This is a genomic window from Nocardia sp. NPDC005825 (genome assembly GCF_040630175.1).
Classification (GTDB): Bacteria; Actinomycetota; Actinomycetes; order Mycobacteriales; family Mycobacteriaceae; genus Nocardia.
The window spans coordinates 305,510-321,156 of sequence record NZ_JBEXXC010000008.1; the positions used below are offsets into that span (position 1 = coordinate 305,510).

General features: G+C 67.0%; 13 protein-coding genes. 7 read left to right on the forward strand and 6 right to left on the reverse strand.

Annotation, left to right across the window (positions count from 1 at the left end; genetic code table 11):
- Window positions 1–155 precede the first annotated feature (155 nt).
- Entirely contained in the window at window positions 156–1,664 is a 1,509-nt protein-coding gene (locus ABZ382_RS23015) for an alpha/beta fold hydrolase (protein ID WP_357092102.1), read from the forward strand.
- A gap of 19 nt (window positions 1,665–1,683) precedes the next feature.
- Here the strand turns inward: ABZ382_RS23015 and ABZ382_RS23020 are convergent, their stop codons facing one another.
- Entirely contained in the window at window positions 1,684–2,841 is a 1,158-nt protein-coding gene (locus ABZ382_RS23020) for an alpha/beta fold hydrolase (protein WP_357092104.1), read from the reverse strand.
- Window positions 2,842–3,001: 160 nt separating this feature from the next.
- On the opposite strand from ABZ382_RS23020, the gene ABZ382_RS23025 reads away from it, so the two are divergent.
- The 3 genes from ABZ382_RS23025 to ABZ382_RS23035 all read left to right on the forward strand — a co-directional run bounded on the left by ABZ382_RS23025 (window position 3,002) and on the right by ABZ382_RS23035 (window position 6,793).
- On the forward strand, window positions 3,002–3,769 hold the full coding sequence (locus tag ABZ382_RS23025; RefSeq protein ID WP_357092107.1) for an SDR family NAD(P)-dependent oxidoreductase: 768 nt from the start codon (window positions 3,002–3,004) through the stop codon (window positions 3,767–3,769).
- 88 nt (window positions 3,770–3,857) lie between these two features.
- Window positions 3,858–5,198, forward strand: coding sequence for a serine hydrolase domain-containing protein (locus tag ABZ382_RS23030; protein WP_357092110.1), 1,341 nt, complete (start codon window positions 3,858–3,860; stop codon window positions 5,196–5,198).
- Entirely contained in the window at window positions 5,177–6,793 is a 1,617-nt protein-coding gene (locus ABZ382_RS23035) for an FAD-dependent monooxygenase (protein WP_357092113.1), read from the forward strand. The genes ABZ382_RS23030 and ABZ382_RS23035 overlap by 22 nt, the downstream gene beginning before the upstream one ends.
- Window positions 6,794–6,926: 133 nt before the next feature.
- On the opposite strand, the gene ABZ382_RS23040 is transcribed toward ABZ382_RS23035, so the two are convergent.
- Together ABZ382_RS23040 and ABZ382_RS23045 are read right to left on the reverse strand one after the other, a co-directional pair.
- Window positions 6,927–8,054 carry a transglycosylase family protein gene (locus ABZ382_RS23040; RefSeq protein WP_357092389.1) on the reverse strand — a complete coding sequence of 376 codons (1,128 nt, stop codon included), beginning with the start codon at window positions 8,052–8,054 and terminating at the stop codon, window positions 6,927–6,929.
- Window positions 8,055–8,221: 167 nt separating this feature from the next.
- Window positions 8,222–9,049, reverse strand: a complete 828-nt coding sequence (locus tag ABZ382_RS23045; protein ID WP_357092116.1) for a TatD family hydrolase — start codon at window positions 9,047–9,049, stop codon at window positions 8,222–8,224.
- A 54-nt stretch (window positions 9,050–9,103) separates the two neighbouring features.
- On the opposite strand from ABZ382_RS23045, the gene metG reads away from it, so the two are divergent.
- Window positions 9,104–10,660: a methionine--tRNA ligase gene (gene metG / locus ABZ382_RS23050; RefSeq protein WP_357092117.1), complete on the forward strand. Its 1,557-nt coding sequence runs from the start codon at window positions 9,104–9,106 to the stop codon at window positions 10,658–10,660.
- A 216-nt stretch (window positions 10,661–10,876) separates the two neighbouring features.
- On the opposite strand, the gene ABZ382_RS23055 is transcribed toward metG, so the two are convergent.
- From ABZ382_RS23055 to ABZ382_RS23065, 3 genes are read right to left on the reverse strand one after another with little or no spacing between them, the layout of a single operon-like run.
- On the reverse strand, window positions 10,877–11,698 hold the full coding sequence (locus tag ABZ382_RS23055; RefSeq protein WP_357092120.1) for a helix-turn-helix domain-containing protein: 822 nt from the start codon (window positions 11,696–11,698) through the stop codon (window positions 10,877–10,879).
- A 23-nt stretch (window positions 11,699–11,721) separates the two neighbouring features.
- On the reverse strand, window positions 11,722–12,528 hold the full coding sequence (locus ABZ382_RS23060) for a helix-turn-helix domain-containing protein (protein WP_357092122.1): 807 nt from the start codon (window positions 12,526–12,528) through the stop codon (window positions 11,722–11,724).
- Entirely contained in the window at window positions 12,525–13,346 is an 822-nt protein-coding gene (locus tag ABZ382_RS23065) for a helix-turn-helix domain-containing protein (protein WP_357092125.1), read from the reverse strand. Before ABZ382_RS23065 ends, ABZ382_RS23060 begins: the two co-directional genes overlap by 4 nt.
- Window positions 13,347–13,607: 261 nt before the next feature.
- Between ABZ382_RS23065 and ABZ382_RS23070 the strand changes: the two genes are divergently transcribed.
- The gene (locus ABZ382_RS23070; protein ID WP_357092127.1) at window positions 13,608–14,255 is read left to right on the forward strand and encodes a TetR/AcrR family transcriptional regulator; all 648 of its coding nucleotides are present in this window, start codon (window positions 13,608–13,610) and stop codon (window positions 14,253–14,255) included.
- 338 nt (window positions 14,256–14,593) lie between these two features.
- Window positions 14,594–15,646 (forward strand): 3-oxoacyl-[acyl-carrier-protein] synthase III C-terminal domain-containing protein, encoded by a 1,053-nt coding sequence (locus tag ABZ382_RS23075; protein ID WP_357092130.1) that lies wholly within the window; start codon window positions 14,594–14,596, stop codon window positions 15,644–15,646.
- The last annotated feature ends 1 nt before the right edge of the window (window position 15,647 follow it).

Below are 15,647 nucleotides of genomic sequence, written 5' to 3' on the forward strand. Positions count from 1 at the left end.
CGCACTCCACCGATCGGGTTCGCCGAATGATCGCCAGATACGGCGCACGGCGTGGCGGCCGCGCGCGTCGCACCAAAAACCCCATCTCTCAGGGCTTTTCGACCCACCGCCGGGTAGCGTCGCCACCCGGCAACCACCACCTTGGAGGACAGCGCATGCCCGCTCGGCGGATTCGACGGTTCGTGCTGGGCGCGACGCTGGTGACGGCGGCCGCCACCCTGCCCGCGGGCCCGGTGCACGCGGAAGCGCCCGTCGCGCCGGATCGCTTCACGCATCAGACGCTGAACTGGCAGGCCTGCAATGACAAGATCCTGGACAAGGCGGGCGCGCAGTGCGCGGGCGTGGTCGTTCCGCTCGACTACGCCGATCCCGGCGGCCGCACCCTGACCCTGGGCATCTCCCGGGTCCAGGCCACCGATCCGGAGCGCCGCCGCGGCATCCTGCTGACCAATCCGGGCGGTCCGGGCGGCCAGGGCCTGCGCATGCCCGCCAATTACCTGACGAACCTGTCCGACGACGTGCGCGCCCAGTACGACATCATCGGCATGGACCCGCGTGGCGTCGGCCGTTCCGACAAGGTCAACTGCACGATTCCGATTCCCACCATCCTGTTCTCGGCGGGCTTCGACGTCCTCGGCTTCGCCCGCGACGCCACGGTGGCCGCGGGCATGGCGAGCGCCTGCGTGGCCACCGACCCGGGCAAGATCCGCCACATCACCACCCGCAACACCGCCCGCGACATGGATGTCATCCGGAGCGTGCTGGGCGAGCAGAAGATCAACTTCTTCGGCGCCTCCTACGGCACGTATCTCGGCGCGGTCTACACCCAGCTGTTCGGCGACCGCGTCGACCGCATGGTCCTCGACTCCCCCATCGACCCGGACCGCTACTACATCGGCCTCTACCAGGACATGGGCGCGATCAACGAGTGGGCGCTCGACGACTGGGCCGGCTGGGCGGCCCGCCACGACGACCTCTACCACTTCGGCACCACCCCCGAGGCGGTGCGCGGCTGGGTCGAGGACCTGATCCGCCGGTCCGCGGGCCACGAGATCTACGGCAGCGGCTTCCTCGTCGACGAGCACACCATCCCGATGATTCTGGTTGCGCTGCTGCCCAATCCGCAGTTCAACCCGAACCTCGCCGAGATCCTCACCATGGTGGCCAGCGGCGTCGCGGGCGGCCCGATCGACATGGACGCCCTGCAGGCCAAGATCTTCTCGGTGGTGCCGCTGGACGCCGCCGCCATGGCCGCCATCATGTGCGGCGACAAGGCCGCGCCCCGCGATCCCGCCTGGTACTACAACAATGTCGAGGCCGCACGGGCGTCGCAGCCGGTGTTCGGCGCGTTCGCCAACAACATCACCGCGTGCGCCTTCTGGCCGGACCCGGTGGAACAGCCCACCGAGATCGGCAATGACACCCCGGTGCTGATGCTGGCCAATGTCCACGACACCCGCACCGCCTACGCCGAGGGCCTCGCGCTGCACGCGAAGCTCCCGAAGTCACGGCTGATCACTCTGGCGGACACCAGAATTCACGCGTCGTTCCGCGACGATCTGAGCCCGTGCGTGAACAACGCCGTGAACACCTACCTCGCCACCGGCGTCCGCCCGGACGCGGACATCACCTGCGCGCCCGACTACAACTGGTTCCCGAAGTAGCCGGTCCGGACCTCCCGGCTCAGGGCAGGGTGGGGGTGGACAGGATGCGATCGGTGAAGGCGCCGATCGCATCCCACATGGCCGGGTTCAGCTGGGTGTGGGTGCCGGTGCCGACCACGGTCGAGAAGTCGACGCCGTTGGCGGCGAACTGCGCGGCCAGCGCGGCGTGCAGCGGGGAGGGCACGGTGGTGTCGGTCGCGTTGACCAGCAACAGGATCGGCGCGTCGTAGCCGTTGACCGGCACGGTCATGTACTGGTTCATGGCGCTCTGGAACGCGGGATCGTCGAGCGGCCGCGACAGCATGTCGCCGATGCCCATGCCCTCGACCTTCTTCATGATGTCGAGGAAGCACAGGCTCTGCGACTCGTCGAGCGCCTGACGGCCGCGCTCGGTGAGGAAGCTGTCGACGTTCGCCTCCGGATGCGTGGCGCGCAGACCGGCCAGCATGCTGACCACGAAACCATTGACCGCGGTTCCGGCCTGGCCCGGGATCGCCGGCATCCACGGGCCGACGAACGGGGTGATCTTCTCCAGATCCGATTCCGGGTCGACGGTGATGGTGCCGCGGAAGTCGAGATCCGGTGCGGTGGCGGCCTGCAGGTGCGCGGTGCCCAGCGCCGCCTGGCCGCCCTGCGAGAAGCCGGTGACCGCCCAGCTGCGCGACAGCGAGGGGTTCAGCGCGCGTGCGGCTTTCAGCAGGTCGATGGTCGACCCGGCCTCGGTGCCGATCTCGAGGTACGGGTGCGGGCCGGTGTCGAAGCGGCCCAGGCCGAGGTAGTCGGGGGCGACCACGGCGAAGCCCTTGTTCACCAGGTACTGCAGGAACTTGTCCTCGGCGGGCCGGGTCACGCGGGTGGTGTCGGTCTGACCGCCGCAGCCCGGTCCCATGCCGGAGGTGCCGTGGTCGTAGGCCATGATCGGCCAGCCGCCCTCGGGCGCGGGGCCGGGCGGAACGAACAGCGCGCCACTGGCTTTCACCGGTTCGCCGTTGGAGCGGGTGGTCCAGTAGTCGATGAAGGTGCCGTTGGACAGGCCGCGGAAGCCGTCCGGTGCGGGCGTGGTGGCGAAGGCGGTGCCGGGATCGGCGTGCGCCGGAGCGCCCGGGATCACCAGCAGGGCGCCGGCCGCCGCGAGAGCCGCCGTGCACGCACGAGTACGCCAACCAACCGAACGCATGAATCCTCCATCAAGTCCCGACCCAATTGCCCAACACATACGGCGAAGGAGTTTATCTACTGGACTGTCGTTCAAATATGTGAACACTCTGGCAAATAGCCGGGGAGTATCCGACGCACACCCCATTGACGCGCTTTGAAACTTGTTCTAATTTCTCGCCATGTCGAGCAGATACGAAGGTCGTCGAGTCATAGTCACCGGAGCGGGATCGGGCATCGGTCAGGGCGTGGCCCTGCGCCTGCTCGCCGAGGGAGCCCAGCTGGTCGCCGCGGATGTGAACGAGGCCGGACTGGCCGCCACCGTCGACGCCGCCCCCGCCGCGCAGCGCGAACGCCTGCGCACCCTCACCATCGACATCGCGGACCAGGAGTCGGTCCGCGCGGTCACCGCCGAGGCCCTCGAATTCCTCGGCGGCCTGGACGTTCTGGTCAACGCCGCGGGCATCCTGCGCGCCGCGCACACCCACGAGATGCCGCTCGAGGACTGGAACCAGGTCATCTCGGTCAACCTGACCGGCACCTTCCTGATGATCCGGACCGCGCTGCCCGCACTCATCGAATCCGGCCGCGGCGTGATCGTGAACTTCTCCTCCACCTCGGCGTTCGGGTCCAACCCGTACATGGCGGCGTACTCCGCGTCCAAGGCGGGCGTGAACGCGCTGACCCACTCCATCGCGCTCGAATACGTGAAGAAGGGCCTGCGCGCGGTCAATATCGTGCCCGGCGGCATCAGCACCGGCATCACCTCCGGTCTGGCGCTGCCCGCCGACGCGGACTGGTCACTCATGGCGCGCCTGCCCGGCTGGATCGAGGGCGGCGCGCTGGGCAAGCCGGAGGACATCGCGGGCGTGGTCGCCATGGCGGCCTCCGACGACGGCCGCTACATGACCGGCACCGAGCTGCGGGTCGACGGCGGCGCGCTGATGTAGCGGACCCGATTTCAATCAGGACCAGTCGGTACGGAGTTAGGCTGACAGGCACTTCCTAGCCACGAACATCGGACCCGGACGGAGAGTCATGGGAAACCGGCGGAGTTTCGGAGTGCTTGTCGCCACCGTGGGATTGACGGCGGCGGTGGGATGCGAGTCCTCGAAGGACTCGGGTGGATCGAAGGAATCCACCACCGGGTCCCCGGGCTCGAATGGATCGAAGGAACCGGCATACGCCGCGACGCTGCGCCCGCTCATCACGAAATTGATGAAGGACAACGTCATTCCCGGCGCGGCCGTCATGATCACCTCGCCCAAGGAAGGGAATTGGCAGGCCACCTTCGGGACCGGCACCATCGGCGAGGACGACCCGATCAAGATCGACGACCATTTCCGGATCGGCAGCAATACCAAGACCATGACCGTCACGGTCCTCATGCAGCTCGCCCAGGAGGGCAAGCTCTCCCTCGACGATCCGGTCGACAAGCATTGGCCGGGCGTGCCCAACGGCGACAAGATCACCCTCGCTCAGCTCGCCGAAATGCGCAGCGGCCTCTACAACTACACCTTCGACCGCGACCTGAGCATCGAGGTCGACAAGGACCCGCAGAAGGTGTGGACCCCCGAGGAGCTGCTGGCCATCGCCTTCGCGCACCCGGTCCGATTCCCGCCGGGCGAGAAGTTCGAATACTCCAACACCAACACCATCCTGCTCGGGCTGATCATCGAGAAGGTCGCGAAGATGCCCCTGGCGGATGCCCTGCGCCAGCGCATCTTCGAGCCGCTCGGGCTGAAGAACACCTCGTTCCCGGCGGTGACCGACTCCTCGATCCCGGATCCGCACCCGCAGGGCTACACCTTCGGCACCATGGTCTCCACCATCGACACCTACGCCCTGCCCCCGGACCAGCTGGCGGCGGCGCTGGCGGGCACCCTGCAACCGAACGATTCGACCACCTCGAGTCCTTCCTGGGCCTGGGCCGCCGGGGCCGCGATCTCGACGGTGGCGGACATGACCACCTTCACCAAGGCCCTCGTCGAGGGCAAGCTGCTCGACGCCAAGTTCCAGAAGATGCGGATGGACAGCATCCAGCCGATCAACCCGGACATTCCGACACTCGCGGGATACGGACTGGGCCTGGTGCGATTCGGTGAACACCAATACGGGCACGACGGCCAGCTCCCGGGCTTCATGAGCTACATGGCGTCGGACCCGGAGACCGGGCTCACCATCGTGGTCGCCACCAACCTGGCGGCGGTGCCCGGAGGCGAGGGATCGGCCCTGGTACTGGTGAAGGCCATGCTGCCGACCTTCTACGGCCCCAACGCCCTGTCCGGACCCGATCCGGCACAACGCGACAGCGCTACCAGCACCACCTCACCCGCCTCGCCGACAGAGTCGACGCCGTGGACGACGACGCCGCGGTAATCATCGCCGGCGCCGGACCCGTCGGCCTGACCGCGGCCATCGAACTGCGCCGCCGCGGCGTGCCGTGCCGGATCGTCGATCCGCTGCTCGAACCACCGCAGTACGCGAAGGCCGTCGGCATCCAGCCGCGCGCGCTGGAGGTGTTCGAGCAGATGGGCGTGGTGCGGGAAATCCTCGACGCCGCAATACCGTTGCGCGGGCAACTCGCCTACGTCAACGGCGAACCGGACGGGCGGATGGAGCTGACGCTGCCGCCGGACGTGCCGTACGGCTTCGTCGGGCTGCCGCAGTACGAGACCGAGCGGATCCTGCGGGACCGGCTGACCGGACTCGGCGGCGTCATCGAACGCGGTACGCGGGTAACGGCTTTCGAGCAGGACGCCGACGGGGTCACGGTCACGCTGGAGAACTGGACCGGCGCCACGACCACGCGGGCGGGGTATCTCGTCGGCTGCGACGGCGCGCACAGCACGGTCCGCAAGGCGCTGGGATTGTCGTTCGAAGGGGCCGCGTTCGCCGAGCAGTACATGCTCGGTGATGTGGAACTCGGCTGGAACATGCCGCGCGGCTACAACATTCGCGCCAGCCACCGCACCGACGGCGTCGTCGACGACGTGCTGGTCTGCATCCCGCTGCCCGGCCTGCACCGGTACCGCATCTCCATGCTGCTGCCCGACGGCCACTCGGGCGAGCAGACCGGCGACAGCGTCGAGCACGGCTTCACCACCGGGTGGACGCCCGAAATCGACGACCTGCAAGCGGTCGTCGACCGGCTGGCCCCCGAACCGGCGCTGGTCTCGCATCTGCGTTGGTCCTCGGTCTTCCGGATCAGTCACCGGATCGTCGACTCCTACGGCCACGGCAGGGTTTTCGTGGCCGGCGACGCCGCCCACATCCACCCGCCCACCGGCGCGCAGGGCATGAACACCGGCATCCAGGACGCCCACAACCTGGCCTGGAAACTGGCGCTGGCGGTCCGCGGCGAGGCCGCCCCCGCGCTGCTCGGCTCCTACGATGCCGAACGGCGGCCGGTCGGCGAGGAGGTGGTCGGCCGCACGGTCCGCAGCGCCCGCGAAGGCATCGGCGCGGACTCCACCGACCCCGACTACGTGCTGCGCCGCGAAGCCCAGCTGCTCATCGACTACGCGGGCAGCCCGATCGTGGCGGCCTCCCCCGCCGACGAGCCCGCCCCACGTGCCGGGGCCCGCGCGCCCGACGCCCGCGGCCTCACCCGCGCCGCCGTCGCCTTCGAACTCCGGCTGCTCCCGTTGCTCGACGGCACCCGGCACACCCTGCTGCTGTACGCGGACGACACCACCACCGAATCCGACCTGCGCGCACTGGAAGAGCTGGCCACCGCCGCGATCGCCGCCGCCCGCTGCTACCTGAACGCGTACCTGATCGCCACCCCGAACGCCGTGGCGGACGCGACCACCCTCCCGCTGATCCGCGACACCGCAGGCGAATTCGCGCGCGCCTACCGGGCGGTGCGGCGCTCGGCCTTCGTCATCCGGCCCGACGGGTACCTCGGCTACGCCCGGCGCCCGGCCGACACCGCGGACCTGATGGCCTGTCTCGAATCCACTTTCCGCTGACCACGCGGAGGACACCTTCGGTAACACCCTGATTCGCGGCACCGACATCCCCGGTGAGAGTCCACTGTCCGCATGCGCGGGACAGCCGTTCGACCCGATCGATGTTGCTGTCCGGACCGATGAGGGGTCCGGACTAGCTGATTCCCAGCCGCGACGTACACGCCGGCCACGCACCCCAGCCCTGGCGGGCGCGGGTCACCTCGGCGATGGCGATCTGCTCCTCGCGAGTGGCCATATCGGCACGGGGCGCGTAGCGGGTGCCGCCCTGCCGTTCCCAGGTGCTCTGGTCGAACTGGATGCCGCCGAAGTAACCGTTGCCCGTATTGATCGCCCAGTTGCCGCCGGACTCACAGCTGGCCAGGGCATCCCAGGTGCGGCCGTCCTTGACCTCCGGGACCTCGGTGCCGGGCTTGGCGCCGCGGCGCACGGTCTTGGGCTGCGCGGGGACGATCACGGTGGACTTGATCGGATCCTTGCCCGCCTCTTGGCCGTTCACGATGGAGACCGCGAAAGTCACGTCCTGCGTGCCCGGTACGCCGGCATTCTCGACGATCGTGCGGCTCATATTGAGCGACTGATCCTCGATGGTGTTCTCCGGCGGATCCAGCGGCACCCGCTCGGTGCGGTTCTGCACGATCTTGCGGGTGACGGTGATCTTCATGCCCTCGGTGAGCGGGGTGCCGGCGGCCGGGACCACGAAATCCTGGTTCACCAGCGGGCGGCCCTGCACCTGGAGCAGTTCCCCGACGGTCGGCGCGGCCAGCCGGACCAGGGCGGGCGCGAAGCCGTTGTCGCTCAACTCGACCGTGCGCGGGTTGGTGATCAGCAGCTGCGCGCCCACCAGCGGCAGCGGCGTCGGGCGCGCGGGCGAGGTGTAGACGTCGCCGGGCAGATTCAGCTTCACCACGGCCTCGGCCACGGTGAGCGCGGTGGTCCAGGCCTTGGAGGGGGTGCCGTCCACGATCAGGGAGACCTCGCGGGCGCGGTTCAGCGTGATGGTGGAACCGTCGCTGATATGCGAACCGGCCGACGGGGATACGTCGTCACGACCGGAGATGCCGTAGCCCGCGTCCGCCAGCGCGCCGCGCACATCGCCACGCATGGTGGAGACCACGAAGTCCTTGCCGTCGACGACGAATGTCACCTGCTTCTTGCTCATGATGGCGACACCCGCGCCGAAAATGAGCGTGACCAGCATCGCCGCGATCGCCCCGTACAGCATCGGGGAACGCGACGAGTTGATCTTCGCCAAAGCGTGCATCGGAAGTCCCGGCATGGTCACAATACGATAACGAGGGGGTCAGGGAATCACAACCACTCGCGGCCGACCCGCGGACACGAAATCACGACCCGATCTCGAGCCGCAGGTGAATCACGATCCCGCGAGATCATAGTGAGACAGCCCACACCGGGCCAAGTTGGCGCAGCTCAGATTCCGTAGACCCGCCGCGCGTTCGCCGTGGTGATCTTCGCCAGCTGCACCGGGTCCTGCTCACGCAGCTCAGCGAGCGCGCGCAAGGTGTACGGCAGCATGTACGACTCGTTCGGCGCACCCCGGAACGGGTGCGGCGTCAGGAACGGCGCGTCGGTTTCCACCAGAATCAGTTCGTCCGGAACCAGTTTCGCGGCCTCACGCAATTCGTGCGCGTTCTTGAAACTGACCGTGCCCGAGAAACTCAGCACGAAGCCCTCTTCCACGCACGCCATCGCCATGTTCGCGTCCGAGGAGAAGCAGTGGAAGATCACCTCGTCCGGCGCGCCCTCGTCGATCAGCACGGCCAGCAGGTCGTGATCGGCCTCGCGGTTGTGGATCATGAGCGGCTTGCCCAGCCGTTTGGCCAGGTCGATGTGCCAGCGGAAGCCCTCGACCTGCTCCTCGATATCGGCGCAGCCCTCCAGCTTGCCCGGCCAGTAGTAGTCCAGGCCGGTCTCGCCGACCGCGACCACGCGCGGGTCGGCGGCCAGCTGCTCCAGCTCGGCCTTGGCGGCGTCGTCGAGATGGTTGGCCCGGGTCGGGTGCAGGGCGACGGCGGCGTACACGCGGTCGTTCCAGTTGGCGGCGCGCACCGCGAAGCGGGCGGCCTCCAGATCGTCGGCGACCGTCACCAGTTCCCGCACGCCCGCTCGGCCGGCCCGGTCCACCAGCGCCGCAACCGATTCCGGATCGGTGGCCCCGCAGGCGTCGATGTGGGTGTGCGCGTCGATCAGCGGCGAGAGCGGCGCCGGCGGCTCGGGCGCAGGTCGGCGGCTACTCATGGACGGGGATATTCACGCGAGCGACGTAGGACACGCAGATAGAGTAGACACACCATGAGCGCATCCGATCGCCCCGCCTTTTACGTCACCACGGCCATCGCGTACCCGAACGGCGCACCGCACATCGGGCACGCCTACGAGTACATCTCCTCCGATGCCCTGGCCCGCTTCAAACGGCTGGACGGCTTCGATGTGTTCTACATGACCGGCACCGACGAGCACGGCCAGAAGGTGCAGCAGGCCGCCAAGGCCGCGGGTCTCTCGGAGCAGGAGTACGCCTCGCGCAACTCCGACGTCTTCGAGAACATGGACAAGGCGCTCGACATCTCCTTCGACCGCTTCATCCGCACCACCGACGAGGACCACCTCGCCGCGTCGGTCGCGATCTGGGAGCAGATGGTCGCGGCGGGCGACATCTACCTCGACACCTACGCCGGCTGGTACTCGGTGCGCGACGAGGCGTTCTACACCGCGGAGGAGACCACAGTCCTCGAGGACGGCACCCGCATCTCCACCGACACCAAGACCCCGGTGGAGTGGACCGAGGAGTCGAACTACTTCTTCCGCCTGTCCAAGTACCAGGACGAGCTGCTCGAACTGTACGAGACGCAGCCGGAGTTCATCGCGCCCGCGACGCGGCGCAACGAGATCGTCTCGTATGTGAAGGCCGGCCTGAAGGATCTGTCGATCTCGCGCACCACCTTCGACTGGGGCGTGCCGGTGCCCGGGCATCCCGATCACGTCATGTACGTGTGGGTGGACGCGCTCACCAACTACCTCACCGGCGCCGGCTACCCCGACACCTCCTCGGCCTCGTTCCAGAAGTACTGGCCCGCGGATCTGCACATCATCGGCAAGGACATCTCGCGGTTCCACACCGTGTACTGGCCCGCGTTCCTGATGAGCGCCGGAATAGCGCTGCCGAAGCGGGTTTTCGTGCACGGCTTCGTCAATTACAAGGGCGAGAAGATGTCCAAGTCGGTCGGCAATGTGGTCGACCCGATGGAGCTGGTCGACACCTTCGGCCTGGACGCCGTCCGTTTCTTCCTGCTGCGGGAGATCTCCTACGGCCAGGACGGCTCCTACAGCGAAGAGGCGATCATCGGCCGGATCAACTCCGACCTGGCCAACGAGTACGGCAACCTGGCCCAGCGCTGCCTGAAGATGGTCGGCCGCGACTTCGCCGGTGTGGTCCCCACCCCCGGTGCGTTCACCGAGGACGACAAGGCCCTGCTGGACCGCGCCAACGGCCTGCTCGAGAAGGTCCGCGCCGAGTTCGACCAGCAGCAGATCCATCTCGGCCTGGAACAGCTGTGGCTCACCCTCGGCGAGACCAACCGCTACTTCTCCGCCCAGGCTCCCTGGACCCTGGCCAAGGCCGGCACCCCCGAGGACACCGCCCGCGAAGGCACCATCCTCTACGTGACCATGGAAGTCCTGCGCATCGTCTCGATCCTGGTCCAGCCGGTGATCCCCGCCTCGGCGGGCAAGATCCTCGACCTGCTGGCCGCCCCCGACCGCACCTTCGCCGACGTCTCCACCCCGCTGGTCCCGGGCACGGCTCTCCCCGAGCCGGAAGTCGTCTTCCCGAAGTACGTGACCCCCAAGTAATACGAGATCCGGTGCCGCCCGCCCCCCTTCGGCGGGCGGTCACCGAGTCGTCACACCCGAATCCACCACGGGTGGAGATTCCCCTCCGAACTCCACCAGCACCGGAACGGGAATGCCGCGCGAAAACGCGAAACTGCCCGATCCGAAGCACGGGCTCGGACCGGGCAGCAGCAGTTTGATCTCGCCGAACAAGCATCCGGCCCCGGCGCGGCAGGGTCAACCCGGAGAGGTCGCACGAATTGGGGCACCCACACTCGGCGTCGGGTTCGCCCGCGGCGTGAGCACGAACAACTGGTACGGGCAGTTGTCGGGATGCCAGGCGTTGTAGGAGCGCATGGTCAACGCCATCTGCCCGCCGGTCTCCGGATCCCGGACCAGAACCAGTGAATCGTTGAACTGCTCTTCACTGAGGTCGGTGGTCCAGAATCGCTCGAATTCCGGATTCACCCGGCAGGTTTCCAGAATCTGCGCCAGCCGCTCCGGCGCGACGGTCCCCGGCGCGTTCACCCGCAGGATGAACAGCAGCCGATGCACGATCAGCTCCCAGTTGATCAGCACCTCCCGCGCGATCGGCTCGGTCATCATCTGCTCGATGACATTCGCGGGCCGCTCCGCGTCCGCGTGCGTCGGAAGCAGCCACGGAAACGCCTCCCGCGCGGCCTGATTCGCCGCCAGGATCTCGTACTCGGGCGTCCGGTGATAGAACGCCGGAAACGGCAGCGCCTCCAAATGCTCGATGTCCTCGTCCCGCAACGCCGGCGGCCATACCCCCGCCTCCACCGCGGACGCCATCGGCAGAGCCAGCGACGCCATCTTGCGCAACAGCCACGCGGGCGCGTTCATCGCCCGGGACCAGTCCGCCAACCGCTCCGGAGACATGGCGCGTCCACCGTTCTCCAGCTTGCGATAGAGGGACAGGCTCACGAACATGCGGCGCGCCACCTCGTCCTGGGTCAATCCCAAGTGCTCGCGCCGGTAGCGCATGAACATGCCGAGCATGGGTTGCTCCGGCGCGGGCCGACTCTCACCGGACACCATCGGCACACCTCCTCTGGAATGCGTCAGTCGTTCGCGAACGGATCGATGGTTGGGGTGCCGGCCGCACGCGGCGTCAGCATGAACAGCTGGTAGTCGCAATCCTGCGGGTGAAAGGCGTTGTAGGAGCGGATCGTGAAGGACATGCGCTCACCGGTGAGGGGATGGCGGACCAGAACGAGGGAGTCGTTGAAGAGTTCCTCGCTCATGCCCGCGCTCCACAGCCGCTCGAAATCCGGGTTGACCCGGCAGGTTTCCAGGATCCGGGCGAGCCGTTCGGGCGGGACGACACCCGGCGACATGACACGCAGCGTGTACAGCAGCCGTCCCACAACGGTTTCCCAATTGACGACCAGCTCCCGGACTTCGGGCACGGTCATGAACTTCTCGATCAGGTTCACCGGGCGCTCGGCTTCCGGGCTCGCGGGCACCAGCCAGGGAAACGCTTGGCGCGCCGCCGCATTGGCGCCGAGGACATCGAGTTCGGGGAAACTGTGGAAGTAGGCCGGGAACGGCAGCGCCTCGAGATGCTCGAGGTCCTCCTGCCGCAGCTGGGGCGGCCAGGCGCCGACAGCGAACCGGACTACCTTGGGCATGGCCAGCGAGATCATCTTCTCCAGCAGCCACAGCGGCGCGTCCATGGCGGTGCACCAGTCCTCGAGCCGCTCGGCCGACAGCGCCCGCTCGCCGTTCTCCAGCTTGCGGTACAGCGAGACGCTGATGAACATGCGCCTCGCGGCGTCCTCCTGGGTGAGGCCCAGCGTCTCCCGCCGATGCCTCATGTACATCCCGACCAAGGGTTGCTCGGACACCCCGTCGATGCCGCCGATCACGATTGACTCATCGCGTTCAGGACGAACGGGTCGACGGTGGGTGTGCCGGGGAGGCGGGGAGTGAGCATGAAGAGCTGGTAGGAGCAACCCTGGGGATGGTAGGCGTTGTAGACGCGCATCGTCAGGGAGATGAGATCGCCGGTCTCGGGGTTGCGGACCAGGATGGCGGAGTCGTTGTAGAGCTCCTCGGGAACCGGGGTGCTCCACATGCGGTCGAATTCCGGATTCGCGCTGCAGGTCTCGATGATCTGGGCCATGCGTTCGGGGGCCACGACGCCGGGGCCCAGGATGCGCAGGCTGAAGAGCAGGCGGTGCACGATGGTGTCCCAGTTGACCAGCACTTCGGGGGCTTCGGGGACGGTCATCATCTGCTCGATGACATTCACCGGCCGGGTGGCGTCCGCGGGCGCGGGTGCCAGCCAGGGCAGCGCGCCCAGCGCCGCCGGATTGGCTGCGAGCACCTCGTATTCGGGGAAACGGTGGAAGAAGGCCGGGAAAGGCTGGACGTTGAGGTGGTCGAGGTCCTCCTGGCGCAGCCTTGGCGGCCAGGCGCCGCGGGCCAGGGTGGAGATCTTCGGCATCGCGAGGGAGACCATCTTCTCGAGCATCCATACCGGGGCGTCGATGGCCTTGCACCAGTCCTCGAGCCGGTCGCCCGACAGAGCGCGCTCCCCGTTCTCGAGCTTGCGGTAGAGCGACAGGCTGACGAACATGCGGCGGGCGGCCTCGTCTTGCGTGATGCCCAGTATCTCCCGGCGGTACCGCATGTACATCCCGAGCACGGGCTGTTCGGGGGTCGGATCGAGACTATCGAGCACCTGTCCGCCTATCTTTCAGCAATCCTCCCGCAAACTCTGCCGAAGCACTCGGGAGGATCCATTCTCCGGCGCCGCCAGCCTACGGTTCGGCGCAGGTCACAATGACAGCGGTACCGGCTGAGAGGTGTCGGTCCGAGCTACTGATGGCATGCGACTTCAATCCCGGAACGGGGCATTGTCGGCCATTCGTCGATAATGAGGATCTGAAGTGACCGCTGTTCAGTGCGAGAGGTGTGAATGCGGGAGAGGATCGCGGGGGGCGTGGGGTTGCAGCGTACGCATTTCGAGGAACGGCATCGGGCCGCCCGGGAGGCGGTGCTCACCTCGCAGCGGGGGCGGTTGCTGGAAGCGATGGTGGAATGCGTTGAGGGGAAAGGGTATTACGCGGTCACATTGAGCGATATCGTGGCGCGGGCCCGAGTGTCCCGGAGTACGTTCTACGAGCATTTCGGCAATAAGGAAGAGTGCTTCGTGGAGGCGGTGCGGACCGCTTCGGACATCATCGCCACCCGGATCGCGGACGAACTGGGGCAGTTGCCGACCGACGCCGGGGCGCACGACCGGATCGAGTCCATCGTGGTGACGTTCTGCGAAACCGTGGCGTCCGAACCGGATTTCGCGCGACTGATGCTGGTCGATGCGTTCAAGGTGGATCAGCAATCGGTGGCGCTGCGGGATCTGTCGGTGGATCGGTTCGCGGATCTGTATCGGGCGTTCTACGCCGAGGCGCGGGTGACCGATCCGAGCCTGCCGGTGATCGCGGACGAACTGTTCGCGCTGATCCCGGACGCGATCGGGGAGCGCACGCGGCGGGTCATCGTCGCCGAGGGGGCGCATCGGGTGCCCGAATTGGCGCCGCTGTTCGTGGAATTCGTGAACGCGGTCCTGGGCCTGCCCGCACGCGCTTGACGCGTGAACTCACTCACAGCGAGGGCCACGCTGTGCGGTCTTCGAGCCATGCGGAAGGCGCATCACCGGAGATAGCCAGGTATTTACTTCCATTGCCAAACAGGGTCATACACCCATATCAACAGGGTCGCGGCTCGGCTGGCTGAAAACAGCCGGTTACAGTCACTTGAGGTAACACTAAGCAACCGTTCACCTTTCGTCCCAGACGATTACTCGGAACGCGACAGTTCCCCAAGGTGGTTACTCTCGGGTAGCCTCAGCGCATCCGAGCTTGACGATCACAGTCGATCACCTTTCCCCCCAATGCTTTTCGGCATCCCCAGTTTCAGGAGTCCCCTGTGCCGCAATCTCGATTCGAATCGATCGGCGCCTATCTGCCCGAGAACCGGGTCACCACAGCAGAACTCGTCGCGCGATTGAAGGAGGCTCCCGAATTCGATCTCGAACGAATTACGGGAGTCAAGGAACGCCGCTTCCGCGACACCCGCCCGGAGAGCCGCGAGGATTCCTTCGCGCTCGCCATGAAAGCCGTCGAGGACTGCCTGTCCAGGTCGTCGTACGCCGCGGGCGATCTCGACATCATCATCTCCACCTCCATCACCCGCAGCAAGCACGGCACCAAGATGTACATGGAGCCGTCCTTCGCCGGGACGATCGCCCGCGCCATCGGCGCCCGCGAGGATGTCATCGCATTCGATCTCTCGAATGCCTGCGCCGGCATGATGAGTGGCGTCTACATTCTCGACCGCATGATTCGCAGCGGCGCCGTGAAACGCGGCATCGTGGTCAGCGGTGAGGCCATCACGCCGATCGCGGAAACCGCGGTCGACGAAATCTCCAGCAAATACGATCTGCAATTCGCCTCGCTCACCGTCGGCGATTCCGGCGCGTGCGTGGTGCTGGACGAGGCCGTCGACGACAACGACGTGATCCACTACATCGAACTCACCACCGCGTCGGAGTTCTCCCACCTCTGTCTGGGAATGCCGAGCGACAAGTCCAACGGCGTCGCGCTGTACACCGACAACCGGAAGATGCACAACGAGGCCCGGTTCCTGCTGTGGACCGACACCCAGCGCAATTTCATGGAGGCCGAGGGCATCACCTTCGCCGACGAGGGCTTCGACTACATCATCCACCACCAGTTCGGCGCGGCCGCCATCCCGTTCATGAACGCCATCGCCGAACGCGAATTCGGCCACCCCATGCCGCCGGACCTGAATGTCATCGAGAAGTACGGAAACACTTCCAGCACTTCTCATTTCATCGTGCTGCACGATCAGCTGAGCCAGCAGAACCTGGCCGCCGGATCGAAGATCCTGATGATCCCCGCGGCGTCGGGCGTCGTCGGCGGATTCCTGTCCACCACCATCTCGTCGCTGAAGGTCTGAG